The following is a 24,059-nucleotide window of genomic DNA, read 5'->3' as shown; positions in this document are numbered from 1 at the left end:
TTCCCTGCTGTGTGTTTGCAGCAGGGAAATTATAAAAGGAGTGGTACATATGCCTTGGAGAGGTGTATTAGATGAATTAGAAAATAAAATTATTGGTCAAATGACAGAAGCGGAAGAACATGCTACTTACAACGGGAAATGGCATGGCTTTTTAACAATTGGATACAAGGAAAAACGTGCTAAGGTGATAAACTTTAGCTATCTTTGTCTAGCAAATTTAATTAATGAAATGAAAAAAGTAGCACTTAAAAATGAAACAGAAGATGCTGTCTCTTTTAAAATGGATATCGGATTTAATTACCAATTAGAAAACCTCGCTGAATGGAATAAAAAGGCATTGAAAATCAAGAAAAATTACTATAGACGTGGAATAGCTTTAAATGAAAATTTTAAAATGGCTTTAATTGAACAAGAAATTAATGCGAATGCTATCCTTTTGCCAGCAGATGAAGGGCTAGCTATTAACGTTGAAAATATGAATAGATATTTGATCCAAGCTAGTAAAAACCAAGCCAAGTTGAATTTAACGATTGATTCAACTATCGTTACCTTTGAAACGGTAGGTTGGTTTTTTGATGGTAAAAAAATATATGAATTAGAAACTAATCCATTAGACCATGGACGTCGTAATACGGAACAGCTTACTCCAGATGATGTTCTCAAACTTGTTGAAAATGTAGGCAGTTATCTGGCTCATCAAGTAAACGGCACAGGTGAATTTAACTATGGTTGGTTTGCTTGTTTTGATAAAAAAATAAAACATTATAATAGCTTACGACATGCGAGTACTACTTATTCGATGCTTGAAGCTTATGAATTAACTGGGAATCAGGCAATTTTAGAAGCAGCGACGAATGCGCTCACTTTTTTAGAAAAGAACTTTATTTTTGAAAAAGGAGAAGTTGCGTATCTGATTGAACCGGAACTTCGCGAAATTAAATTAGGTGGTTCAGCAGCGACTTTGCTAGCGTTCACCAAATATATGCATATTACTGGAACAAAAACATATCTACCACTTTGCCGTAAAATTGCAAATGGAATCCTTTCATTACAAGATAAAACAGGGAAATTCACACATGTGTTAGAATATCCAACTTTAGAAGTAAAAGATATTTTTCGAATTATTTATTACGACGGAGAAGCAGTGTTTGGTTTACTTCGCTTATACGAAATTGACCGAGACACGAAATGGTTAGAAGCAGCGACAAAATCATTTAATCATTTCATCCGTGCTGATTACTGGCAAAATCATGACCACTGGCTTAGCTATTGTGCAAATGAAATTACTAAATATATTCCAGACCATGCATATTATGAATTTGGACTAAAAAACGCTTTTGATAATTTAACCTTTATTTACGAACGCGAAACTACCTTTCCGACATTTCTAGAGCTCACGATTGCGACCAAAGAAATGTCGCTTCGAATGGAGGAAACAGGTGGCTATAATTTATTAGCTGACTATCCAATAGTGGAACTTGAAAAAACGATTATGAAGCGCGCCCTTTATCAATTAAACGGTTATTTTTATCCAGAACTGGCAATGTACTATAAAAATCCAACAAGAATCGAAGGAAGTTTCTTTATTCGTCATCAATCTTTCCGTGTTCGAATTGATGATGTCGAACATAATATCTCTGGTTATGTGCGTTTCTATGGGTTACTTAATCAAGGGAAAATCAGTGCTAATGCTGAAACCGTCAGCTAAAAAGAAAAAAATATCCTCTGTAAAGAAAAAACACTTTACAAACAAATCCTTTACTGGTAATATATATACTTGTGTAAGACTTTATGGAGGTGTAATTAAACTATGGCAGTTAAAATTCGTTTAAAACGTATTGGTTCTAAAAAGAAACCTTTCTACCGTATTGTAGTAGCTGATTCTCGTTTCCCACGTGACGGCCGTTCAATCGAAACTATTGGTACTTATAATCCATTACTTGATCCGGTTGAAGTGAAAATTGACGAAGAAGCAACTTTGAAATGGATGCATAATGGTGCGAAACCATCTGATACAGTTCGCAATCTTCTTAGCCGCGAAGGTATCATGGAAAAATTCCATAACCAAAAATTAGGTAAATAAGGAGGTCTCGGCGCGAATGGAAGAACTTATTCTCTCAATCGTGAAACCCCTTGTTGACCACCCGGAAGACGTTGTTATCACGCCAGAAGAAACGGATACATCGTTAACCTACAAATTGTCTGTCAGTAAAGAAGACATGGGACGCGTGATTGGTAAACAAGGTCGTATTGCAAAAGCGATTCGTACTCTTGTCTATGCAGTTGGCTCCAAAAACGATAAGAAGATTCGTCTTGAAATTATCGAATAATAAAAACTCGTCAAATTGGCGAGTTTTTTTATCGCCTTTTTTTCATAAATCCTAAGAGAAGCAATTACCTCACGAAATGTTGTAAAATAGAATAGAAATGGAGGAATTGTGATGAAGCCAGTTATTGGAATTACCGGGAATAGATTAGTAAAAGGAGTGGACGTATTTTACGGACACCGAGTAACCTATACACAACAGCGCTACGTAGATGCCATCCAAAAAGTTGGAGGATTTCCAATCGCGTTGCCAATTGATAATCCCTCCGCTGCCGAACAAGCAATTTCTCTAGTAGATGGTTTACTACTTACTGGCGGGCAAGATATTACCCCACAACTTTATTTGGAAGAACCATCTCAAGAAATTGGCGCTTATTTTCCGCCACGAGATAGTTATGAAATTGCTTTAGTACGAGCAGCACTAGATGCAAAAAAACCAATATTTGCGATTTGTCGTGGGATGCAATTAGTCAATGTTGCGCTTGGTGGTACGCTTTATCAAGACATTAGCCAAGTAGAAACAAAAGCTTTGCAACACTTACAACAAGTCGATGAGCAATTAGGTTCACATACGATTGATATTGAACCAACGAGTGAACTTGCCAAATATCATCCTAACAAAAAATTAGTAAACTCATTACATCACCAATTTATTAAAAAAATAGCTCCTGATTTTAAAGTAACAGCGAGGACAAAGGATGGTATGATTGAAGCTGTGGAAGGGGATAACTTACCGAGTTGGTATCTTGGCGTGCAGTGGCATCCAGAATTAATGTATCAAGCCGACCCAGAAAGTGAACGTCTATTCCAAGCTTTAGTGGATGAATCCAAAAAAATTATGGTAAAATAAGGACAATAATTGCTAGTGGAGGTGTCCTGTGGAAATCATCCAAAAAGTGGTCGTCAAGCAAGTATTAACGGAAGCAAGTAAACAAGAATTAATTGACTATTATAATGAACAAAAACGGCAAATCGAACAAGAATGTGACCAACTTCATTTTGAACAAAAGAAAATGGAACGAAAAAGCAAATTTCAACCAGAACGAGTGGCAGATTATTTTACCCATGAATTGGAGCTTCGCCGGGAAAAGAAAAAACTTATCCAGTTTCAAATGGAGCAATTAGAAGTCCTTGAACTTGGCAGTGAGATTCGCGAACGAGAGCTAGAAACTATCATCGACGTTCAAGTTGGGGACAAGTGGGATAGCTCTATTTTTGAAAAAACAATTGTTGTAAAGAACGGAATCATAGTAGAAATACGCTAGAGGTGACTTATGGAGAAAATGTACAATGTAGGAAAGATTGTGAATACTCATGGCTTAATCGGTGAAATTCGCGTTATCGCAACAACTGATTTTGCTGACGAACGGTTCCAAGTCGGAAATGCCGTTTACTTATTTGAAAAAAATAGCAAAAAACCCGAGAAATTAATCATTCGTTCGCACCGTAAACATAAGAACTTTGATTTATTAATGTTCGAAGGCTTTACAGGAATTCATCAAGTGGAGCGAATGAAAGAAGGCACACTTAAAATCAGCGAAAAACAATTAACCGATTTAGCAGAAAATGAATATTATTTTCATGAAATTATTGGTTGCTCAGTCGTGACAACAGATGGCGAGGAGCTTGGCGAAATTACGGAAATCCTTACTCCAGGAGCAAATGACGTTTGGGTTGTTAAAGGCAGCGATAAAAAAGAAAAACTGATTCCTTACATTGCAGATGTGGTAAAAGAAATCAATATTTCGGACAAAAAAATTACCATTGAAGTAATGGAAGGGCTGCTAGATTAATGAAAATCGATATTTTATCTATTTTTCCAGAGATGTTTTCCGGCGTAACAGGTAATTCAATTATCAAAAAAGCGATTGAAAATGAACGAGTAGCGGTTGAAGTCACTGATTTTCGGGAATATGCAGAAGGAAAGCATCATATTGTAGATGACTATCCTTATGGTGGTGGAGCAGGAATGCTACTCAAAGCGCAACCAATATTTGATGCCGTAGCTGCAGTAAAAGAAAACCAACCAGAAACCAAACCAAGAGTCATTTTATTAGATCCAGCTGGCAAACGTTTTAATCAAAAGATGGCCGAAGAATTTGCGGAGGAAGACCACCTTATTTTTATTTGTGGACATTACGAAGGATACGACGAGCGAATTCGAGAACATCTTGTAACGGATGAAGTTTCGATTGGAGATTATATCCTAACTGGCGGCGAAATCGGTGCAATGATTGTGATGGACAGTGTTATTAGATTGCTTCCAGGTGTGCTTGGTAATAAAGATTCTGCTGTAACAGATTCTTTCTCGACAGGATTACTCGAACACCCGCATTACACAAGACCAGCTGATTTCAGAGGAATGAAAGTACCAGATATTTTACTAAGCGGAAATCACGCATGGATAGAAGAATGGCGTGACAAAGAATCACTCAAAAGAACTTACGAACGCCGCCCAGATTTACTTAAAAATTACCCATTAACTGACAAGCAAAAGACTTGGCTGAAAGAATGGTCAAAAAGTAAATAAAAAGGACGTGTTGTAAAATGGCAATCTTTGGAACTCCAGATGAAAAAGAAAGCAAAAAATCCGAACGTCAAAAAGAACGAGAAGCTTATGTACAAGAAGAAAATGATCAAAAACGAATTGGACAAAAATGGCAGGATGTACAAGTCTCAACAGGACCAATTAACGTTAATCACGATATTTTAACGGTTGTTTTTGCTAAAAGCGTCCGTCCAAGAATAAAAAGTGATCCTGAAGCATACTTAGAAACAGTTGGCTTTGAAAACTTACTACAAGAGTTACAAAAGAAAGCCTTAGACGCAGGTGGAAACGGCTTAATTCACTGTTCTTTCACAGAGCATTTTGTTGATGATCTTGTTTACCAACTAGCCTATGGAACAGCTGTAAACATCAAAATTACTCGATTCTAAAAAAACTAGAAAACCACTTCACTGGTTTTCTAGTTTTTTTGTGCTCTCTTTATGACAGATTTTAAATCAAAATCAACTGCTGATTTAATTGGCCCATGCCCACAAGCTATTTCCGTTAGCTCAATCAATTGTAAATCTTTGGCAGAAGTAATGCTTGTCGCTAAATCCCAAGATCCCATTGCCGGAAAGGGGAAAAGTAGTCTTTTCTCACCACAAATAGCTGCACCACCACGTGTCTGAAACAAATCACCTGCAAATAAATGACCATTGCGTTCGTCAAAGAAAGACACAGAACCAGGTGTGTGACCAGGCGTATCAATAACCAGTAGTGAACCAACCATATCTCCGGCCTTTAATGTCTGATCAATTTTCACGGGAAGTTCTTTTGGATAACTACCTTTTAGCGGCATCTGAGCCTCAAATGCATAAATTTCTTTTTTCTCGACAAGTAAATTCTCCCTACTCCCTAACATCACGAGTGCGTCCGGAAAAGCATTTTTTAAAGCGAGTAAACCGCCAATATGATCCCCATGTGCATGTGTTAAAAGAATTCGGTTGAGTGGCAAATGAAGCCTCTCTATTAATGAAATAATCCCTTTTGCATGTGCTAAAATTCCGGTATCAATTAACGTTAAACTATTCTTTTCTAAAACTAAATAACAATTTACAGGAAATAGCGCAGGGAAGGTGGTAATTTGCCAGTATTGATGTTTCGCAGTTACTTTCATAAAGATGCCTTCTTTCTAATTACTTATTTACTAAGCAAAAGTAGTTATACATACGATACCCGTTTTTCAGAGAAAAGTTCATTTTTCATGAGAATGTAATCTATTATTAAAATAAGCCTTTCTGAAAGATAAAAAAGTAAGAAAAAAACTTTACAGCGAATCTAGTTTGTGGTAACCTAAATAAGGTGACTGGAGAGACCAGTCTGATAACGATATTCCGCTTCATTAATATATGAATGAATGTTTGTTGGAAGGAGAGAAAAACATGAACAAACTGATTGATGAAATCACAAAAAGTCAACTAAACCCAGATGTTCCAAGTTTCCGTCCGGGTGATACTGTACGTGTACATGCGAAAGTAGTCGAAGGTACTCGCGAACGTATCCAATTATTCGAAGGCGTAGTAATCAAACGTCGCGGAGCTGGAATCAGCGAAACTTTCACTGTTCGTAAAATTTCTAACAGTGTTGGTGTGGAACGTACTTTCCCAGTACATACTCCACGTATCGCAAAATTAGAAGTAATCCGTCGTGGTAAAGTACGTCGTGCGAAACTTTACTACCTACGTAACCTACGTGGTAAAGCGGCTCGTATTAAAGAAATTCGTTAATCATTTAACGGCTAAAACCCTTGAGAAATCAAGGGTTTTTGTTTATAAGAAAAATTTAAAGTCCGATATAAGTTTGTAAGATATCAGAAAGATATGTAAAAGAGGCATATTATAATTTGAAAGAAAATAATGCGAAATCAGAATTTTGTCCAATGAAAAAGATAATTTTTTTATTATTGATAACAAGGATAAGATATTTCATTACATTTTTGGAGATATATTCATTTGTTTGATATGTTATAATTTTATTGCACTATAAATAGACATAAAAAGATGAGAGCAATTATGAAGAAAAGCATCATGACGAAAAAATATTGTTTAATTTTAGGTGGTCTATTATTATTAATCTGTCTGTTTCCTTATTCAGCAAAAGCGGCTGAAAATACAAATCTACCACAAACAAAAGAACTTGCATATGATGCAACAAAAATCTTAGCACAGACGAAGTACAGAAGCGATTTCTTGATATTTCAAATAAGTATGAGGTGAATGAACCTTTTTCTAAAGAAGATGCAGAATTTGTTGTTCGGTATTCTGATAATAAAGAAGAAGCACCGGAGCCTACTACAATACCAATGGCACAGGCAATCAATTTTTATAAAGGAACTAGTTCTAAGTCATTTAACAAATCTAAAACATCTAGTGGCGTAAAAGTAACTTTTTCTGGTAAAATAAATAGTCATTTAAATGCGCTAAGTATAGGTGGTCAGTGGTACTCTGGCAAAACTACTGCTAAAATAAATAGCGGAAGTTCTAAAGTAAAAAAAATAAAAACGATCATTTCGCAGAATACTTTTGGGCTTATAGGTAATAGTGGTACCCGTATAGGGTTAGATCATAGCTCTTCTTTGACTAGTACAACTTCGAATAAAGGAGCTACAGTAAATTATTTGGATTAAAAGAAGAAATATAGCGCTTTATTTGTTACATATTCGAATACAACTACCTATGTAGAGGTTACAACAACAACGGGTACATTTAATTTATATGGAGTATAAAGAGGTGAGAAAGTGGGGAATTTTAATATAGTTGGAGCAATTTTATTATTAGCTAGTATAGCTTTAATAATTTATATTATTATAATAATTTTTAAGAAACTAAAAAATAAAGTGTTTTTCAGTAGTATGAAGTAGCTAGGACAATAGAATCTTTAAAACAAACAGGAATCTTGTAGATTTATTTTAAAATGGCTCTATACAATGATTCCTGTTTTTCAATTTTTAATGTGGAACCTCACACGATTTTAGCTAATATCACCTTGACACCATATCCCCCATATGATATAGTAATTAAGGTTATCAAACAAGAAAGAAGAAGCAACCCGCTTCTCGCCTCGTTAACATGGATGTTTTCAGGCAAAAAATTCAAACTTTCGTCGCGTTACTTGCGCGACTTTGAATGTGCGGGATTGCTGAAAAGCAGCCCGTTTTTTTATGGCCTCTGAACGAACGAGTTAGCAGGTCGCAGATTGGAACAGCTATTTTCTATCTTGTTGTAACAAAATTAAGTGGAGGTGGCTCACCATTAGCAAAGACATGTTGGTAAACGATGGGATTCGTGCACGTGAAGTAAGATTGATCGACCAAGATGGTGAACAATTAGGCGTGAAGAGTAAAATCGATGCGCTTCAAATTGCTGAAAAGGCTAATCTTGATCTAGTGCTTGTTGCTCCAACAGCGAAACCGCCAGTAGCTCGTATCATGGACTACGGTAAATTCCGTTTTGAACAACAGAAGAAAGATAAAGAAGCCCGTAAGAACCAAAAAGTCATCGTAATGAAGGAAGTTCGTTTAAGTCCAACGATTGACGAACACGATTTTGATACGAAGCTACGTAATGCACGTAAATTCCTTGAAAAAGGCGATAAAGTAAAATGCTCTATCCGTTTTAAAGGCCGTGCGATTACACACAAAGAAATCGGTCAGAAGGTGCTTGACCGTTTTGCGAAAGCGTGCGAAGACCTTTGTACAATTGAGCAAAGACCAAAAATGGACGGACGTTCCATGTTCTTAGTCCTAGCACCACTTCATGAAAAGTAAAGTTTTGAGGAGGAAATATTCATGCCAAAAATGAAAACCCACCGCGGTTCCGCTAAACGTTTCAAGAGAACAGGATCTGGAAAACTAAAACGCAGACACGGCTTCACTAGCCATATGTTCGCTAACAAATCCCAAAAACAAAAACGTAAACTGCGTAAATCAGCAATGGTATCAGCTGGCGATTTCAAACGTATTCGTCAAATGGTCGCTAAAATGAAGTAAGAGTAACATATTTTTCTAAATTCTAGGAGGTAGACAATATGCCACGCGTAAAAGGCGGAACAGTAACACGCAAACGTCGTAAAAAAATAGTTAAATTAGCCAAAGGGTATTACGGCTCTAAACATTTATTATTCAAAGTAGCTAACCAAGCAGTAATGAAATCTTATCAATATGCTTACAGAGATCGTCGTCAAAAGAAACGTGATTTCCGTAGATTATGGATTGCACGTATCAACGCGGCTGCTCGTATGCAAGATCTTTCATACAGCAAATTAATGCACGGCTTAAAATTAGCTGGAATTGACATTAACCGTAAAATGCTTGCAGACTTAGCAGTAAATGATATCGCATCATTTAACACACTTGCCGATTCAGCAAAAAAAGCATTAGCTAAATAATCGAAAAATCCTCGCTCTTTTGAGTGGGGATTTTTTATTAGTCGGACCTTAATATCAAAAAATCCAAGTTCGCTATCTGAGAACTTGGATTTTGCTTACTATATATTTAGTTCAAGCTCAACCGGACAGTGGTCCGAACCAAGCACATCAAGATGAATTTTCGCATCCACTAAATTATCTTTAAGTCGCTCTGACACGACAAAATAATCAATCCGCCAACCAGTATTCTGAGCTCTAGCATTCATTCGGTAAGACCACCATGAATAAGCTCCCTCTAAATCAGGATAAAAATAACGGAAACTATCGACAAATCCTGCCTCTAAAAATGTGGTGAATTTTGCGCGTTCTTCATCAGAGAAACCAGCATTTTTCCGGTTCGTCTTTGGATTCTTCAAATCAATTTCTTCATGCGCCACATTCAAGTCGCCACATAATACTACTGGTTTTGTTTCATCCAATTTCTTCACATAAGTTAAAATCGCATCTTCAAAAGTCATTCGATAATCCAGTCGTTTCAACTCAGCTTGAGAATTAGGCGTATAAACAGTTATCATGAAAAACTTCTCGAATTCTAGTGTGATAACTCGACCTTCTGTATCGTGTTCTGGAATATCTAAACCATAGCGTACTGATATCGGTTCTATTTTTGTGAAAATCGCTGTACCTGAATAACCTTTTTTAACCGCATAATTCCAGTAATCCTTGTATTCAGGTAAGTCTAAATCAATTTGTCCCGCTTGTAATTTCGTTTCTTGCAAACAAAAAATATCTGCGTCCACACTTTCAAAATATTCCAAGAAGCCTTTCTTTACTGCTGCTCGGAGTCCATTTACATTCCAAGAAATTAATTTCATCTGCCTGACAACCTCCATTCAACTAATAGCCTTATTATAACGTAACTTGCATGCTATAATGAACTTAAAAGATTGGGGGACTAAATGAAAAATTATGTTGCTCTACTGCGAGCTGTTAATGTCGCAGGGAAAAATAAAATAAATATGAAGGAGCTAAGTGTGGCAATACAAAACGCTGGCTTTACCAATGTGAAAACATATATCCAAAGTGGCAACATCATTTTAAGTTCTAAATTACAAACCGAAGAACTTGTTGCAAACAAACTAATCGAAATCATCCAGGACACATTTGCGCTAACAATTGATGTATTTGTATATGAAGAAGAAAATTATCATGATCTCATCCAAAATAACCCATTCCCACCAGAAGCAATCGGCGAAGAAGAACGGTGGATAGCGTTTTTTTATAAAGAACCAATACATATTCCTAGACAAAAAAATCAGCAAGCAGAAGTAATAGCAATCGGTCGCGTTTTATACGTTCATGTTTTTTCGAATCAAATTCACACGTTAAAGTTACCAATTTTCCTAGGCGGATATAAAAAAACAGTAACTACTTCAAGAAATTGGCGAACAACAATCAAGTTGCAAACATTTTTACAAGCAATAAACAGCCCGGAATAGAATTTTTGGAAAATCAAGTTTATAATGAAGAAGAATTGAATCTAAGGGAGTGACAAAGATGAAAGAAGAATTATTAAATCGATTCACCAAATATGTAAAAGTAGATACACAATCAAACGAAGAAAGTCCTGTTTGCCCAACGACACCAGGCCAAATGGAACTGGCTAACATGCTTGTATCTGAACTAAAAGAAATCGGAATGGAAGATGTTACCGTCGACGAATTCGGCTACGTTATGGCAACGCTCCCTTCCAACACAACAAAAGAAGTACCCGTTATCGGTTTTTTAGCACATTTAGATACCGCGACAGACTTAACTGGTAAAAACGTTCAACCACAAGTACATGAAAATTATGACGGGACGGACATCGTTTTGAACAAAGAATTAAATGTCGTTCTTTCCGCGAAACAATTTCCAGAACTAGCAGAGTACAAAGGTCAAACACTAATCACAACAGATGGGACAACACTTCTTGGGGCAGACGATAAAGCAGGTATCACTGAAATTATGGTAGCCATGAATCATCTAATAAAGCACCCAGAAATCAAACATGGAAAAATTCGTGTTGCATTCACACCAGATGAAGAAATCGGACGCGGCCCAGAACGTTTTGATGTGGAAGCTTTCGGTGCCCAGTATGCCTATACAATGGACGGTGGCCCACTTGGCGAACTAGAATATGAAAGTTTTAATGCAGCCGGAGCTAAAATCACCTTCAAAGGAAATAGTGTTCATCCAGGAACTGCCAAAAATAAAATGGTCAATGCTGTCAAAATGGCGATGGAGTTCCATTCGCGCATCCCAGCTCAAGAAGCACCAGAATTTACAGATGGCTATGAAGGATTTTATCATTTGATTTCCTTAAATGGCGATGTAGAAGAAGCGAAAGCCTACTATATCATTCGCGACTTTGATCACCTTAAATTTGTGGAACGTAAGACACATGTAGCAACAATCGCCAAAGAATTAGAAGAAAAATATGGCGAAGGAACGGTTGAGCTAACCTTGAAAGATCAATACTACAATATGAAAGAAAAAATCGAACCAGTAAAAGAAATTGTCGACATAGTTAGTGCAGCGATGCGAAACTTAGACATCGAGCCAAAAATCAGCCCAATTCGTGGGGGGACGGATGGCGCACAACTTTCTTATAAAGGATTACCAACACCAAATATTTTTGGCGGAGGAGAAAACTTCCATGGTAAATTTGAGTATGTTGCGCTTGAAAGTATGGTGAAAGCAACAGAAGTAATTATCGAAGTAGCTCGTTTATTTGAAGAAAAAGCTTAAAGAAAAGTGAGTCGGGAATTAATCCTGGCTCACTTTTTGTATACGCTCATTTACACTATTGGCAAAGACTTTTGCCTCACCATTTGCTACAAGAAGGGTATAACTTTCTTTATTTTTAAATTTTAAAATTAGTTTCTTTGTCATCGAAACAATGCTTATTTTTTGTTCCAAAATTTGAATCTCCTCATAGGCGAATTTCTTCAGTAAGTATATCTCCTCATTTTCTAAGTAAAAAATAAAAGCATCTTCATTAGAAATCCAAAGTCCATCCAATTCCATTAATTCGCCTTCGATACGATAACTAAAGGAGCCGTAAATTAAACTTGTATTCATTCCTAGCAACTCGCGAGCACCAGCTTTTGCAATCATTGTTTCATACAACCTATATCGCTCCTCTAAATAAAGATTTTTCTTGTCATCACTATACCATTTACTTTGGATAGACGGCAATGGAACCATCTTTTATCCGAATAAGCTCTACCGGTTTTTGGTAAAATGTTTGAAGAACTGGTGCAGTCAAAAGTTTTTCCGTTTTCCCGCAATGTGTTATTTCCCCGTCACGCAGTAAAATGATATTATCAAAGCAAGGTAAGATTTCTTCGGTATGATGCGTTACGAAAAGCATTGTTGGGGAATCCGCTCGTTCTGCAATCTTTTTAATGCGCCCTAGTAGACGGTCTTTGGCGAATAAATCGAGACCATTACAAGGCTCATCAAGAATAAGTAATCGAGGATGAGCCATTAGAGCACGAGCGATTAAGACGGTTTGACGTTCGCCTTGTGATAAAATGCTATAAGCTTTTCCGATAAGAGACGCGCCGCCACAATCAGTAAGAATTTGTTTGGCATCAGCAATTTCAGCCTTTGTCACTTTTGTATACATGCCGATACTTGCAAATTTGCCACTAAGTACAATTTGTTCACTAAGTTCGTACTCTTTTAGCTGTTGGCCTAAAGCATTACTAACCCAGCCGATAGATTTACGTAATTCTGGTAAAGAAGTTTGACCGAAAACATGACCTAGTACTTGTAATTTACCGCTACTCGGCCAAAGATAACCATTTAATAATTGTAATAATGACGTTTTTCCCGAGCCATTCAACCCAAGTATTGCCCAGTTTTCTTTTTCATTTACCACCCAATTAATATCCGATAAGATGGTTTTATTATCGCGTTTTAAAGTAACGTGTTCAAATTCAAACATCGAATACCCCATTTCCATTTTCTACTATTGTACATGAAAGAGAATTAAAAAAGGAGCTAAAACAATGAATAAAAACAAAATTATTACGAAAGCTGAAAAATGGATGCAAACCCATTTCAAAAACGAAACAACAGGTCATGACTGGGCACATATTAACCGAGTCCATAAACTTAGCAAAAAAATCCAAGCGATAGAAGGTGGAGATTTATTTGCGATTGAATTAGCAGCACTTTTCCACGATTACTCAGATACCAAGTTAACTAGTAACCCAGCGCAAGCCAGCAAAAGATTAGTAATATGGATGGAACAACAAGAAATGCCATCTAATTTGATTACCCAAATTATTCGAATTATGGAGTCTGTATCTTTTAAACAAGGTAATAATCCTATCCAAGCCCAAACAATAGAAGAAAAAATAGTTCAAGATGCAGATCGACTAGATGCTATTGGAGCAGTCGGTATAGCTAGAACCTTTACATATGGAGGGGCGCATAATCGAGAAATAACTGATCCACTTAATCCTGAAAACACGACAATACAACACTTTTACGATAAGTTATTACTAATCGAAAGCCAATTAAATACCCAAACCGCGAAAGAGATGGCCAAAGGAAAACAAAAAATTATGCAGGATTTTATACATGCTTTAGAACAAGAATTAAAAATATAACGCAAAACACTTGTATTTAGCCAAAAGGTATTATATAATAATAAAGCTGAATTGATACAAGATAATTTATTGAAAATTATTTTAAAAATTAGTTGTTGACGCGATTAAATCTTTATGGTAAGATTTAAAAGTTGCGTTAACAAAGCAACTGACCTTTGAAAACTGAACAAAGAAGAAGACGAAAAGCAATGAGACGTAAAGTCTCACTGGTAATCGCAGGGCAGAAAACAGAAAGCTGTTTTCAACAAAACAAACTAGTAATTTAATTGCTAGCGAAGTCAATTTGACGCAAGGAATCTTATTCACGGTGTTGAATAAGTATTCAAATTCAATTTATATTTTAAAGAGAGTTTGATCCTGGCTCAGGACGAACGCTGGCGGCGTGCCTAATACATGCAAGTCGAACGAACGGAGGAAGAGCTTGCTCTTCCAATGTTAGTGGCGGACGGGTGAGTAACACGTGGGCAACCTGCCTGTAAGTTGGGGATAACTCCGGGAAACCGGGGCTAATACCGAATGATAAGTAGTGACGCATGTCATCACTTTGAAAGATGGTTTCGGCTATCGCTTACAGATGGGCCCGCGGTGCATTAGCTAGTTGGTAGGGTAAAGGCCTACCAAGGCAACGATGCATAGCCGACCTGAGAGGGTGATCGGCCACACTGGGACTGAGACACGGCCCAGACTCCTACGGGAGGCAGCAGTAGGGAATCTTCCGCAATGGACGAAAGTCTGACGGAGCAACGCCGCGTGTATGAAGAAGGTTTTCGGATCGTAAAGTACTGTTGTTAGAGAAGAACAAGGATAAGAGTAACTGCTTGTCCCTTGACGGTATCTAACCAGAAAGCCACGGCTAACTACGTGCCAGCAGCCGCGGTAATACGTAGGTGGCAAGCGTTGTCCGGATTTATTGGGCGTAAAGCGCGCGCAGGCGGTCTTTTAAGTCTGATGTGAAAGCCCCCGGCTTAACCGGGGAGGGTCATTGGAAACTGGAAGACTGGAGTGCAGAAGAGGAGAGTGGAATTCCACGTGTAGCGGTGAAATGCGTAGATATGTGGAGGAACACCAGTGGCGAAGGCGACTCTCTGGTCTGTAACTGACGCTGAGGCGCGAAAGCGTGGGGAGCAAACAGGATTAGATACCCTGGTAGTCCACGCCGTAAACGATGAGTGCTAAGTGTTAGGGGGTTTCCGCCCCTTAGTGCTGCAGCTAACGCATTAAGCACTCCGCCTGGGGAGTACGACCGCAAGGTTGAAACTCAAAGGAATTGACGGGGGCCCGCACAAGCGGTGGAGCATGTGGTTTAATTCGAAGCAACGCGAAGAACCTTACCAGGTCTTGACATCCTTTGACCACTCTGGAGACAGAGCTTTCCCTTCGGGGACAAAGTGACAGGTGGTGCATGGTTGTCGTCAGCTCGTGTCGTGAGATGTTGGGTTAAGTCCCGCAACGAGCGCAACCCTTGATTTTAGTTGCCAGCATTTAGTTGGGCACTCTAAAGTGACTGCCGGTGCAAGCCGGAGGAAGGTGGGGATGACGTCAAATCATCATGCCCCTTATGACCTGGGCTACACACGTGCTACAATGGATGGTACAAAGGGTCGCGAAGCCGCGAGGTGGAGCCAATCCCATAAAACCATTCTCAGTTCGGATTGTAGGCTGCAACTCGCCTACATGAAGCCGGAATCGCTAGTAATCGCGGATCAGCATGCCGCGGTGAATACGTTCCCGGGCCTTGTACACACCGCCCGTCACACCACGAGAGTTTGTAACACCCGAAGTCGGTAGGGTAACCTTTTAGGAGCCAGCCGCCGAAGGTGGGACAGATAATTGGGGTGAAGTCGTAACAAGGTAGCCGTATCGGAAGGTGCGGCTGGATCACCTCCTTTCTAAGGAAAAGGAAACCTGTGAGTTTTCGTTCTTCTCTGTTTGTTCAGTTTTGAGAGGTTAATTCTTCTCTATACTGTTTGTTCTTTGAAAACTAGATAAGAAAGTTAGTAAAGTTAGCATAAATAGGTAACTATTTATGACACAAGTAACCGAGAATCATCTGAAAGTGAATCTTTCATCTGATTGGAAGTATCATCGCTGATACGGAAAATCAGAAAAACAACCTTTACTTCATCGAAGTAAATTGGTTAAGTTAGAAAGGGCGCACGGTGGATGCCTTGGCACTAGGAGCCGAAGAAGGACGGGACTAACACCGATATGCTTTGGGGAGCTGTACGTAAGCGTTGATCCAGAGATTTCCGAATGGGGGAACCCACTATCTTTAGTCGGATAGTATCCTTACGTGAATACATAGCGTGAGGAAGGCAGACCCAGGGAACTGAAACATCTAAGTACCTGGAGGAAGAGAAAGAAAAATCGATTTCCTGAGTAGCGGCGAGCGAAACGGAAAAAGCCCAAACCAAGAAGCTTGCTTCTTGGGGTTGTAGGACACTCTATACGGAGTTACAAAAGAAAGTTATAAATGAAGCGGTCTGGAAAGGCCCGCCAAAGACGGTAACAGCCCGGTAGTTGAAATAGCTTTCCCTCCAGAGTGGATCCTGAGTACGGCGGAACACGTGAAATTCCGTCGGAATCCGGGAGGACCATCTCCCAAGGCTAAATACTCCCTAGTGACCGATAGTGAACCAGTACCGTGAGGGAAAGGTGAAAAGTACCCCGGAAGGGGAGTGAAACAGTTCCTGAAACCGTGTGCCTACAAGTAGTTAGAGCCCGTTAATGGGTGATAGCGTGCCTTTTGTAGAATGAACCGGCGAGTTACGATTTGTTGCAAGGTTAAGCGGAAAAAGCGGAGCCGTAGCGAAAGCGAGTCTGAATAGGGCGAATAAGTAACAGGTCGTAGACCCGAAACCAGGTGATCTACCCATGTCCAGGATGAAGGTAAGGTAATACTTACTGGAGGTCCGAACCCACGCACGTTGAAAAGTGCGGGGATGAGGTGTGGGTAGCGGAGAAATTCCAATCGAACTTGGAGATAGCTGGTTCTCTCCGAAATAGCTTTAGGGCTAGCCTCGAGGTAAAGAGTCATGGAGGTAGAGCACTGTTTGGACTAGGGGCCCTTCTCGGGTTACCGAATTCAGATAAACTCCGAATGCCATGTACTTATACTCGGGAGTCAGACTGCGAGTGATAAGATCCGTAGTCGAAAGGGAAACAGCCCAGACCACCAGTTAAGGTCCCCAAATATATGTTAAGTGGAAAAGGATGTGGGGTTGCTTAGACAACCAGGATGTTGGCTTAGAAGCAGCCACCATTGAAAGAGTGCGTAATAGCTCACTGGTCGAGTGACCCCGCGCCGAAAATGTACCGGGGCTAAACATATTACCGAAACTGTGGATGAACCTCTTATAGAGGTTCGTGGTAGGAGAGCGTTCTAAGGGCGGTGAAGTCAGACCGGAAGGACTGGTGGAGCGCTTAGAAGTGAGAATGCCGGTATGAGTAGCGAAAGAAGGGTGAGAATCCCTTCCACCGAATATCTAAGGTTTCCTGAGGAAGGCTCGTCCGCTCAGGGTTAGTCGGGACCTAAGCCGAGGCCGATAGGCGTAGGCGATGGACAACAGGTAGAGATTCCTGTACCAGTGCTAATTGTTTAACCGATGGGGTGACACAGAAGGATAGGGAATCGCACGAATGGAAATGTGCGTCCAAGCAGTGAGTGTGAGAAGTAGGCAAATCCGCTTCTCGCGAAGCATGAGCTGTGATGGGGAAGGAAATGAAGTACGGAAGTTCCTGATTTCACGCTGTCAAGAAAAGCCTCTAGGAAGAGTAGTACTGCCCGTACCGCAAACCGACACAGGTAGATGAGGAGAGAATCCTAAGGTGAGCGAGAGAACTCTCGTTAAGGAACTCGGCAAAATGACCCCGTAACTTCGGGAGAAGGGGTGCTCTATTAGGGTGCAAGCCCGAGAGAGCCGCAGTGAATAGGCCCAGGCGACTGTTTAGCAAAAACACAGGTCTCTGCAAAACCGTAAGGTGACGTATAGGGGCTGACGCCTGCCCGGTGCTGGAAGGTTAAGAGGAGTGCTTAGCTTCGGCGAAGGTACGAATTGAAGCCCCAGTAAACGGCGGCCGTAACTATAACGGTCCTAAGGTAGCGAAATTCCTTGTCGGGTAAGTTCCGACCCGCACGAAAGGCGCAACGATCTGGGCACTGTCTCAACGAGAGACTCGGTGAAATTATAGTACCTGTGAAGATGCAGGTTACCCGCGACAGGACGGAAAGACCCCGTGGAGCTTTACTGCAACCTGATATGGAATGTTTGTACCGCTTGTACAGGATAGGTAGGAGCCGAAGAGACGTGTGCGCTAGCATACGAGGAGGCAATGGTGGGATACTACCCTGGCTGTATGACCATTCTAACCCGCCACGCTTAGCGCGTGGGGAGACAGTGTCAGGTGGGCAGTTTGACTGGGGCGGTCGCCTCCTAAAGAGTAACGGAGGCGCCCAAAGGTTCCCTCAGAATGGATGGAAATCATTCGCAGAGTGTAAAGGCACAAGGGAGCTTGACTGCGAGACTGACAAGTCGAGCAGGGACGAAAGTCGGGCTTAGTGATCCGGTGGTTCCGCATGGAAGGGCCATCGCTCAACGGATAAAAGCTACCCCGGGGATAACAGGCTTATCTCCCCCAAGAGTCCACATCGACGGGGAGGTTTGGCACCTCGATGTCGGCTCGTCGCATCCTGGGGCTGTAGTCGGTCCCAAGGGTTGGGCTGTTCGCCCATTAAAGCGGCACGCGAGCTGGGTTCAGAACGTCGTGAGACAGTTCGGTCCCTATCCGTCGCGGGCGCAGGAAATTTGAGAGGAGCTGTCCTTAGTACGAGAGGACCGGGATGGACACACCGCTGGTGTACCAGTTGTTCCGCCAGGAGCATCGCTGGGTAGCTATGTGTGGCAGGGATAAACGCTGAAAGCATCTAAGCGTGAAGCCCCCCTCAAGATGAGATTTCCCATTTCTTCGGAAAGTAAGATCCCTGAAAGATGATCAGGTAGATAGGTTTGGAGTGGAAGTGTAGCGATACATGGAGCGGACAAATACTAATCGATCGAGGACTTAACCAAAAAATGAAACGAAGTTACCTAACTGAACCCTTTCTTCTCTAGTTTTGAGAGAGCAATCTTTCAACAATTCAATATTGTCTGGTAGTTATGGCGAGAAGGTCACACCCGTTCCCATCCCGAACACGGTAGTTAAGCTTCTCTGCGCCAATGGTAGTTGGGGGCTTCCCCCTGCGAGAGTAGGTCGCTGCCGGGCAATTTGAAAAGTCCTAATTCGTTAGGGCTTTTTTGTTGTAATGAAGTGTTTCTTTTGTAAGGAGTATAGTAGAATGTTATATTAGTAAAAGATTCTTCAATGCGAAGTTTTACTGCAGTTTTTTAGTTGGAGGTAATTTAGTGGATAATAGTTTGTTTATAGTGGTGACGATTTTTGTTGTAAATATTTTATATGTGACAATCTATACGGTAAGGTTATTGCTGACAATGAAAGGATATCGATATTTAGCTGCGCTATCAAGTGTATTTGAGATGATTATTTATGTTGTTGCGCTAAGTCTAGTACTGGATAATCTAAATAATATCGAGAATGTATTAGCTTATGCGATTGGTTTTGGTGTGGGTGTTATTGTTGGAATGAAAATAGAAGAGCGAATCGCACTTGGATACATTACGGTCAATGTTATTACAAAAGAGTACAACTTGGACTTACCTAATCAAATTCGTGACTTAGGTTATGGTGTAACGAGTTGGCTTGCTAGTGGACGTGACGGTGAACGGATGATGCTTGAGATATTGACGCAAAGGAAAAATGAACGTAAATTATACAGGCAGATTATTGAGATTGATGGAGGGGCCTTTATTGTTTCATCTGAACCGAAACAAATTCATGGTGGATTTTGGATAAAACAAGTTAGAAAATAAGTGATGTATAGGATATTGTTATAAATAGAAAAAGCACCCCTAAAATTCGAATTTGGATTTTAGGGGTGCTTTTTCTATACTTTAGCTCTTTTATTTAGTGAAAACCGTTACATAATCAATGAAATGAAGATTAAATACAGTAAAACACGAACGTTAATAAAATGTAACATTTAAATGTTCGATTTTTCGTTGACTTTTAGCATTGCAATTGTTAGAATGAAGGAGTCGAAATGAGAAATGAAGGAGTTGATCACGTAATGCCTGCGGAAATTGGTGTCATAATGGGGAGTACCTCAGATTGGGATACAATGAAAAAAGCATGTGATGTATTGGATGAATTAGAAATCGCTTATGAGAAAAAAGTAGTTTCAGCTCATCGTACGCCAGATTTGATGTTTCAATATGCAGAACAAGCGCGGGAACGTGGTTTAAAAATTATTATTGCAGGTGCTGGGGGTGCCGCACATTTACCAGGTATGGTTGCTGCGAAGACGACTTTGCCTGTTATTGGTGTCCCTATTAAGTCAAAAGCATTGAATGGACTGGATTCATTATTATCTATTGTGCAGATGCCTGGAGGGGTTCCGGTCGCTACTGTTGCAATTGGTGAAAGTGGTGCGGTGAATGCTGGGATTTTAGCAGCACAAATTTTATCTATTACGGACGATGCAATTACTAACAGGTTGCAAAATAGACGTGCTACACTAGAGGAAATAGTTCTAGAAAGTAGTGATTCTCTTGAATAAAAAATTTTTGCTGACAAATAGTACAATAGGTATCATTGGTGGTGGGCAATTAGGTCGGATGATGGCTCTAGCTGCCAAGGCGATGGGATATCGGATTATTATTCTTGATCCAACTGTAGACTGTCCTGCTGCCCAAGTAAGTGATGAACAAATTATCGCAGACTATGATGATAAAGTATCTCTGAGGGACCTTGCAGAGAAGGCAGATGTCGTTACATATGAATTTGAAAATATCGACTATGATGCTTTGAAGATGACGCAAGAGTTAGTGGACGTGCCCCAAGGATCGGAGTTGCTTTCGATTACGCAAGACCGGATTTTGGAAAAAGCGTATTTAGAATCTGCTAATATCAATATTGCTCCATATGCAATTATTGTGGATAAAGAAGAAATTGAACGTGAAATAAAAAGTATTGGCTATCCAGCGGTTTTAAAAACGGCACAAGGTGGTTATGACGGGAAAGGTCAAGTTGTTTTACGAGATGCAAATGACATCGAAATGGCAGCTCGTTTATTACGTTATGGTTCATGTGTACTAGAAGCTTGGATACCGTTTGAAAAAGAGATCTCGATTGTTGTTGCAAGAGGAAAAGATGGACAAGTGGAAACATTCCCAGTGGCGGAAAACGTTCATGTGAATAATATTTTGCATACGTCGATTGCACCAGCAAATGTATCAGCGGATGTGCACGAAGAAGCAGAAGAAATTGCCAAAAAGTTAGCTGAGGTTCTTCAGCTGTGCGGCGTTTTGGCAGTAGAGATGTTTGTTACGAAGTCAGGGGCAATTTATGTTAATGAGCTAGCTCCGAGACCGCATAATTCGGGACACTATACAATAGAAGCTTGTTCTATCTCCCAATTCACACAACATATTCGTGCGATAGTTGGTTTACCACTATTAAAACCAGAATTACTTCAACCGGCATTGATGGTTAATATCTTAGGACAGCATGTGGATACCATGAATGAGAAAATGGGTGACTATCCGCACTGGTTTGTTCATTATTATGGAAAACAAGAAGCGAAAATGAATCGTAAAATGGGGCATGTCACTATTTTGACAAGTGAGCCGGAAGCGGTTTTGATTGATTTGGAAAAGACGCAAATTTGGAAGTAATTGGAGGAGTTTTAAAGGATGTTAGAACGTTATACTCGTAAAGAAATGGGCAATATTTGGACAGAAAAAAATCGCTATCAAGCTTGGTTAGAAGTGGAAATTTTAGCTTGTGAGGCATGGGCCGAGTTAGGAGAAATTCCAAAAGAAGATGTGGGGAAAATCCGTGCGAATGCAAAATTTGATGTCGATCGTATTCATGAAATCGAATTAGAAACGAGACATGATGTGGTTGCGTTTACTCGTTCTGTGTCTGAATCACTTGGAGCAGAACGTAAATGGGTTCATTATGGTTTAACTTCTACAGATGTAGTTGATACGGCCAACTCCTATTTATTGAAGCAAGCTAATGAAATTTTACGGAAAGACTTGGAAAATTTTATTGCGATTATTGGTGAAAAAGCGAAAGAACATAAATATACTGTGACGATGGGACGAACTCACGGCGTACATGCGGAGCCGACTACATTTGGTTTAAAACTGGCTTTGTGGTACGAAGAAATGAAACGTAATCTAGAACGCTTTAATTTTGCTGCAGATGGAGTAGAATTCGGAAAAATTTCTGGAGCAGTTGGAACTTATGCAAATATTGATCCATTTGTAGAATCCTATGTATGCGAAAAATTAGGAACAACGCCAGCGCCGATTTCCACGCAGACATTGCAACGTGACCGTCATGCGGAATATTTGGCAACGCTTGCGCTCATTGCAACTTCTGTGGAAAAATTTGCAGTAGAAGTTCGTGCACTTCAAAAAAGTGAAGTTCGCGAAGTAGAAGAATTTTTTGCAAAAGGTCAAAAAGGTTCCTCGGCAATGCCACATAAACGTAATCCGATTGGTTCAGAAAATGTTACTGGACTGGCTCGTGTGATTCGTGGTCATATGGTAACAGCGTATGAAAATGTACCGCTGTGGCATGAACGTGATATTTCACATAGCTCAGCTGAACGAATTATTTTACCGGATTCAACTATTTTACTTGATTATATTTTAAATCGTTTCGGTTCGATTGTGAAAAACTTGACGGTATTTCCAGAAAATATGAAACGTAATATGGATAGAACACTTGGACTTATATACTCGCAGCGTGTTCTACTTGCTTTAATTGATAAAGGGCTTGCTCGTGAAGCTGCATATGATGTGGTGCAACCGAAAGCGATGGAGGCTTGGGAGAAACAAGTACCATTCCGCGAGTTGATAGAACAAGATGCAACAATTACGGAAAACTTATCTGCGGCGGAAATTGCTGACTGCTTTGATTACCATTATCACTTAAAGAATGTCGACTTAATTTTTGATCGCCTAGGATTATAATTACGGACAGAATACTCACATGACCTCTTTGATAGCCATACTCTTCAAAGAGGTTAAGTAATTTATAAGGAGATAAAAATCGTGACTAACGAACTTGTTTATGAAGGAAAAGCGAAACAACTATTCAAAACGGAAGAGCCTGGAGTTTTACGTGTAGCATATAAAGATGATGCTACTGCGCTAAATGGTGTGCGAAAGGAATCTTTTGCAGGAAAAGGGGAGCTAAATAATCAAATTACCTCACTGGTTTTTTCTTATTTAGCGAGTGAAGGAATTGCTAGTCATTTCATCAAAGCTACTTCCAAAAAGGAGCAATTAGTGAAGGAAGTATCGATTATTCCGCTTGAAGTCGTGGTGCGTAATGTGATGGCAGGAAGTCTTGCGAAGCGTCTTGGAAAAGAAGAAGGAGAATCGATTCCAAATGCGATCGTCGAATTTTATTATAAAGATGATGCGTTAGATGATCCTTTTATTAATGATGAACACGCGCTTTATTTAGGAATCGCGACGAGAAATGAAATGGAAGAAATTCGTCAAGCAACTCGAGCTATTAATGTAGCTTTGCAAGCCTTATTTACTAAAATGAATATTACTTTGATTGACTTCAAATTAGAATTTGGTCGTGATGAGAATGGAAATATTTTACTAGCAGATGAAATTTCTCCAGATACTTGTCGACTTTGGGATAAAGAAACGAATCAGAAGCTGGATAAGGATGTCTTTCGTCGGAATATTGGCAATTTAACAGATGTATATACAGAAGTATTAAATAGATTGAAGCAAGTTCAAAACTAGGAGGTCACAAAATGTATAATGTCAAAGTATATGTCACTTTAAAGAAAAGCGTATTAGATCCACAAGGAGTTGCGGTTAAGGATGCAGCGAAAAGCATGGGATATCAAGAAGTAGAAGATGTGCGGATTGGTAAATTTATGGAACTTAAAGTAGCAAAATCTGATCGTGATATTCATGAAGTATTAAATGAAATGTGCGATAAACTATTAACAAATCCGGTGATGGAAGATTACCGCTATGAAATCGAGGAGGCTTAAACG

General features: G+C 39.7%; 27 protein-coding genes, 3 rRNA genes and 1 other annotated feature. Of the genes, 26 read left to right on the top strand and 4 right to left on the bottom strand.

Going from position 1 to position 24,059, the window contains the following annotated elements; genetic code table 11:
- Positions 1 to 49: 49 nt before the first annotated feature.
- The 8 genes from CKV67_RS09245 (at position 50) to CKV67_RS09210 (ending at position 5,263) form a co-directional block, all read left to right on the top strand.
- On the top strand, positions 50 to 1,708 hold the full coding sequence (locus CKV67_RS09245) for a glycoside hydrolase family protein (protein WP_014093147.1): 1,659 nt from the start codon (positions 50 to 52) through the stop codon (positions 1,706 to 1,708).
- A 102-nt stretch (positions 1,709 to 1,810) separates the two neighbouring features.
- Complete coding sequence (rpsP, locus tag CKV67_RS09240) at positions 1,811 to 2,083, top strand: 30S ribosomal protein S16 (protein WP_003720111.1); 273 nt, start codon at positions 1,811 to 1,813, stop codon at positions 2,081 to 2,083.
- 16 nt (positions 2,084 to 2,099) lie between these two features.
- The gene (locus CKV67_RS09235) at positions 2,100 to 2,330 is read left to right on the top strand and encodes a KH domain-containing protein (RefSeq protein ID WP_003728421.1); all 231 of its coding nucleotides are present in this window, start codon (positions 2,100 to 2,102) and stop codon (positions 2,328 to 2,330) included.
- Positions 2,331 to 2,441: 111 nt separating this feature from the next.
- Positions 2,442 to 3,176, top strand: coding sequence for a gamma-glutamyl-gamma-aminobutyrate hydrolase family protein (locus tag CKV67_RS09230; RefSeq protein ID WP_014093146.1), 735 nt, complete (start codon positions 2,442 to 2,444; stop codon positions 3,174 to 3,176).
- 28 nt (positions 3,177 to 3,204) lie between these two features.
- A complete protein-coding gene (locus CKV67_RS09225; RefSeq protein ID WP_014093145.1) occupies positions 3,205 to 3,591 on the top strand; it encodes a YlqD family protein in 387 nt (128 codons plus the stop codon).
- A 9-nt stretch (positions 3,592 to 3,600) separates the two neighbouring features.
- On the top strand, positions 3,601 to 4,119 hold the full coding sequence (gene rimM / locus CKV67_RS09220; RefSeq protein ID WP_014093144.1) for a ribosome maturation factor RimM: 519 nt from the start codon (positions 3,601 to 3,603) through the stop codon (positions 4,117 to 4,119).
- Positions 4,119 to 4,856 carry a tRNA (guanosine(37)-N1)-methyltransferase TrmD gene (gene trmD, locus CKV67_RS09215; protein WP_014093143.1) on the top strand — a complete coding sequence of 246 codons (738 nt, stop codon included), beginning with the start codon at positions 4,119 to 4,121 and terminating at the stop codon, positions 4,854 to 4,856. The genes rimM and trmD overlap by 1 nt, the downstream gene beginning before the upstream one ends.
- A 17-nt stretch (positions 4,857 to 4,873) precedes the next feature.
- Positions 4,874 to 5,263, top strand: coding sequence for a hypothetical protein (locus CKV67_RS09210; protein WP_014093142.1), 390 nt, complete (start codon positions 4,874 to 4,876; stop codon positions 5,261 to 5,263).
- A 29-nt stretch (positions 5,264 to 5,292) separates the two neighbouring features.
- Here the strand turns inward: CKV67_RS09210 and CKV67_RS09205 are convergent, their stop codons facing one another.
- The gene (locus CKV67_RS09205) at positions 5,293 to 5,991 is read right to left on the bottom strand and encodes an MBL fold metallo-hydrolase (RefSeq protein ID WP_014093141.1); all 699 of its coding nucleotides are present in this window, start codon (positions 5,989 to 5,991) and stop codon (positions 5,293 to 5,295) included.
- Positions 5,992 to 6,256: 265 nt separating this feature from the next.
- Between CKV67_RS09205 and rplS the strand changes: the two genes are divergently transcribed.
- From rplS to rplT, 6 genes are all read left to right on the top strand, one after another.
- A complete protein-coding gene (gene rplS, locus CKV67_RS09200) occupies positions 6,257 to 6,601 on the top strand; it encodes a 50S ribosomal protein L19 (RefSeq protein WP_014093140.1) in 345 nt (114 codons plus the stop codon).
- A 285-nt stretch (positions 6,602 to 6,886) separates the two neighbouring features.
- Positions 6,887 to 7,090, top strand: a complete 204-nt coding sequence (locus CKV67_RS09195) for a hypothetical protein (RefSeq protein ID WP_025279998.1) — start codon at positions 6,887 to 6,889, stop codon at positions 7,088 to 7,090.
- The gene (locus tag CKV67_RS09190) at positions 7,087 to 7,500 is read left to right on the top strand and encodes a hypothetical protein (protein ID WP_014093138.1); all 414 of its coding nucleotides are present in this window, start codon (positions 7,087 to 7,089) and stop codon (positions 7,498 to 7,500) included. The genes CKV67_RS09195 and CKV67_RS09190 overlap by 4 nt, the downstream gene beginning before the upstream one ends.
- Positions 7,501 to 7,903: 403 nt before the next feature.
- Positions 7,904 to 8,042, top strand: a sequence feature (ribosomal protein L20 leader region).
- 82 nt (positions 8,043 to 8,124) lie between these two features.
- Positions 8,125 to 8,640: a translation initiation factor IF-3 gene (gene infC, locus CKV67_RS09180; RefSeq protein WP_010958948.1), complete on the top strand. Its 516-nt coding sequence runs from the start codon at positions 8,125 to 8,127 to the stop codon at positions 8,638 to 8,640.
- Positions 8,641 to 8,661: 21 nt separating this feature from the next.
- Positions 8,662 to 8,862 (top strand): 50S ribosomal protein L35, encoded by a 201-nt coding sequence (gene rpmI, locus CKV67_RS09175; RefSeq protein WP_003720098.1) that lies wholly within the window; start codon positions 8,662 to 8,664, stop codon positions 8,860 to 8,862.
- Between the two features lie 38 nt (positions 8,863 to 8,900).
- Positions 8,901 to 9,260 (top strand): 50S ribosomal protein L20, encoded by a 360-nt coding sequence (gene rplT, locus CKV67_RS09170; protein WP_003720097.1) that lies wholly within the window; start codon positions 8,901 to 8,903, stop codon positions 9,258 to 9,260.
- A gap of 98 nt (positions 9,261 to 9,358) precedes the next feature.
- Here rplT and CKV67_RS09165 read toward each other — a convergent pair whose 3' ends face one another.
- Positions 9,359 to 10,114, bottom strand: coding sequence for an exodeoxyribonuclease III (locus tag CKV67_RS09165; RefSeq protein ID WP_014093137.1), 756 nt, complete (start codon positions 10,112 to 10,114; stop codon positions 9,359 to 9,361).
- A gap of 84 nt (positions 10,115 to 10,198) precedes the next feature.
- Between CKV67_RS09165 and CKV67_RS09160 the strand changes: the two genes are divergently transcribed.
- Together CKV67_RS09160 and pepT are read left to right on the top strand one after the other, a co-directional pair.
- Entirely contained in the window at positions 10,199 to 10,738 is a 540-nt protein-coding gene (locus tag CKV67_RS09160; RefSeq protein WP_014093136.1) for a DUF1697 domain-containing protein, read from the top strand.
- A gap of 58 nt (positions 10,739 to 10,796) precedes the next feature.
- Complete coding sequence (gene pepT, locus CKV67_RS09155) at positions 10,797 to 12,029, top strand: peptidase T (RefSeq protein ID WP_014093135.1); 1,233 nt, start codon at positions 10,797 to 10,799, stop codon at positions 12,027 to 12,029.
- 18 nt (positions 12,030 to 12,047) lie between these two features.
- Here the strand turns inward: pepT and CKV67_RS09150 are convergent, their stop codons facing one another.
- Both CKV67_RS09150 and CKV67_RS09145 read right to left on the bottom strand, forming a co-directional pair.
- Entirely contained in the window at positions 12,048 to 12,410 is a 363-nt protein-coding gene (locus CKV67_RS09150) for a hypothetical protein (RefSeq protein ID WP_014093134.1), read from the bottom strand.
- Positions 12,411 to 12,459: 49 nt separating this feature from the next.
- Complete coding sequence (locus tag CKV67_RS09145; RefSeq protein ID WP_025279997.1) at positions 12,460 to 13,233, bottom strand: ABC transporter ATP-binding protein; 774 nt, start codon at positions 13,231 to 13,233, stop codon at positions 12,460 to 12,462.
- Positions 13,234 to 13,297: 64 nt separating this feature from the next.
- Here CKV67_RS09145 and CKV67_RS09140 point away from each other — a divergent pair, with 64 nt between their 5' ends.
- The 10 genes from CKV67_RS09140 to purS all read left to right on the top strand — a co-directional run bounded on the left by CKV67_RS09140 (position 13,298) and on the right by purS (position 24,056).
- Positions 13,298 to 13,903, top strand: a complete 606-nt coding sequence (locus tag CKV67_RS09140; protein WP_014093132.1) for an HD domain-containing protein — start codon at positions 13,298 to 13,300, stop codon at positions 13,901 to 13,903.
- A gap of 339 nt (positions 13,904 to 14,242) precedes the next feature.
- Positions 14,243 to 15,792: ribosomal RNA gene (locus tag CKV67_RS09135) — 16S ribosomal RNA — on the top strand.
- A 247-nt stretch (positions 15,793 to 16,039) separates the two neighbouring features.
- Positions 16,040 to 18,972 (top strand): 23S ribosomal RNA (locus CKV67_RS09130).
- 77 nt (positions 18,973 to 19,049) lie between these two features.
- Positions 19,050 to 19,165: ribosomal RNA gene (gene rrf, locus CKV67_RS09125) — 5S ribosomal RNA — on the top strand.
- The 16S, 23S and 5S rRNA genes sit together here, the layout of an rRNA operon.
- Positions 19,166 to 19,305: 140 nt before the next feature.
- Positions 19,306 to 19,830: a DUF2179 domain-containing protein gene (locus CKV67_RS09120; RefSeq protein ID WP_014093131.1), complete on the top strand. Its 525-nt coding sequence runs from the start codon at positions 19,306 to 19,308 to the stop codon at positions 19,828 to 19,830.
- Positions 19,831 to 20,087: 257 nt separating this feature from the next.
- Positions 20,088 to 20,576 (top strand): 5-(carboxyamino)imidazole ribonucleotide mutase, encoded by a 489-nt coding sequence (gene purE, locus CKV67_RS09115; protein ID WP_014093130.1) that lies wholly within the window; start codon positions 20,088 to 20,090, stop codon positions 20,574 to 20,576.
- A complete protein-coding gene (gene purK / locus CKV67_RS09110) occupies positions 20,569 to 21,693 on the top strand; it encodes a 5-(carboxyamino)imidazole ribonucleotide synthase (RefSeq protein ID WP_014093129.1) in 1,125 nt (374 codons plus the stop codon). Before purE ends, purK begins: the two co-directional genes overlap by 8 nt.
- Before the next feature lie 18 nt (positions 21,694 to 21,711).
- A complete protein-coding gene (gene purB / locus CKV67_RS09105; protein WP_014093128.1) occupies positions 21,712 to 23,004 on the top strand; it encodes an adenylosuccinate lyase in 1,293 nt (430 codons plus the stop codon).
- Between the two features lie 81 nt (positions 23,005 to 23,085).
- The gene (gene purC, locus CKV67_RS09100) at positions 23,086 to 23,799 is read left to right on the top strand and encodes a phosphoribosylaminoimidazolesuccinocarboxamide synthase (RefSeq protein WP_014093127.1); all 714 of its coding nucleotides are present in this window, start codon (positions 23,086 to 23,088) and stop codon (positions 23,797 to 23,799) included.
- An 11-nt stretch (positions 23,800 to 23,810) separates the two neighbouring features.
- Positions 23,811 to 24,056 (top strand): phosphoribosylformylglycinamidine synthase subunit PurS, encoded by a 246-nt coding sequence (gene purS, locus CKV67_RS09095; protein WP_014093126.1) that lies wholly within the window; start codon positions 23,811 to 23,813, stop codon positions 24,054 to 24,056.
- Positions 24,057 to 24,059: the final 3 nt, after the last annotated feature.

This window comes from Listeria ivanovii subsp. ivanovii, assembly GCF_900187025.1.
Classification (GTDB): domain Bacteria; phylum Bacillota; class Bacilli; order Lactobacillales; family Listeriaceae; genus Listeria; species Listeria ivanovii.
Note: the sequence above shows the minus strand (reverse complement) of the source record. Positions and strands in the feature narration are given on the sequence as shown.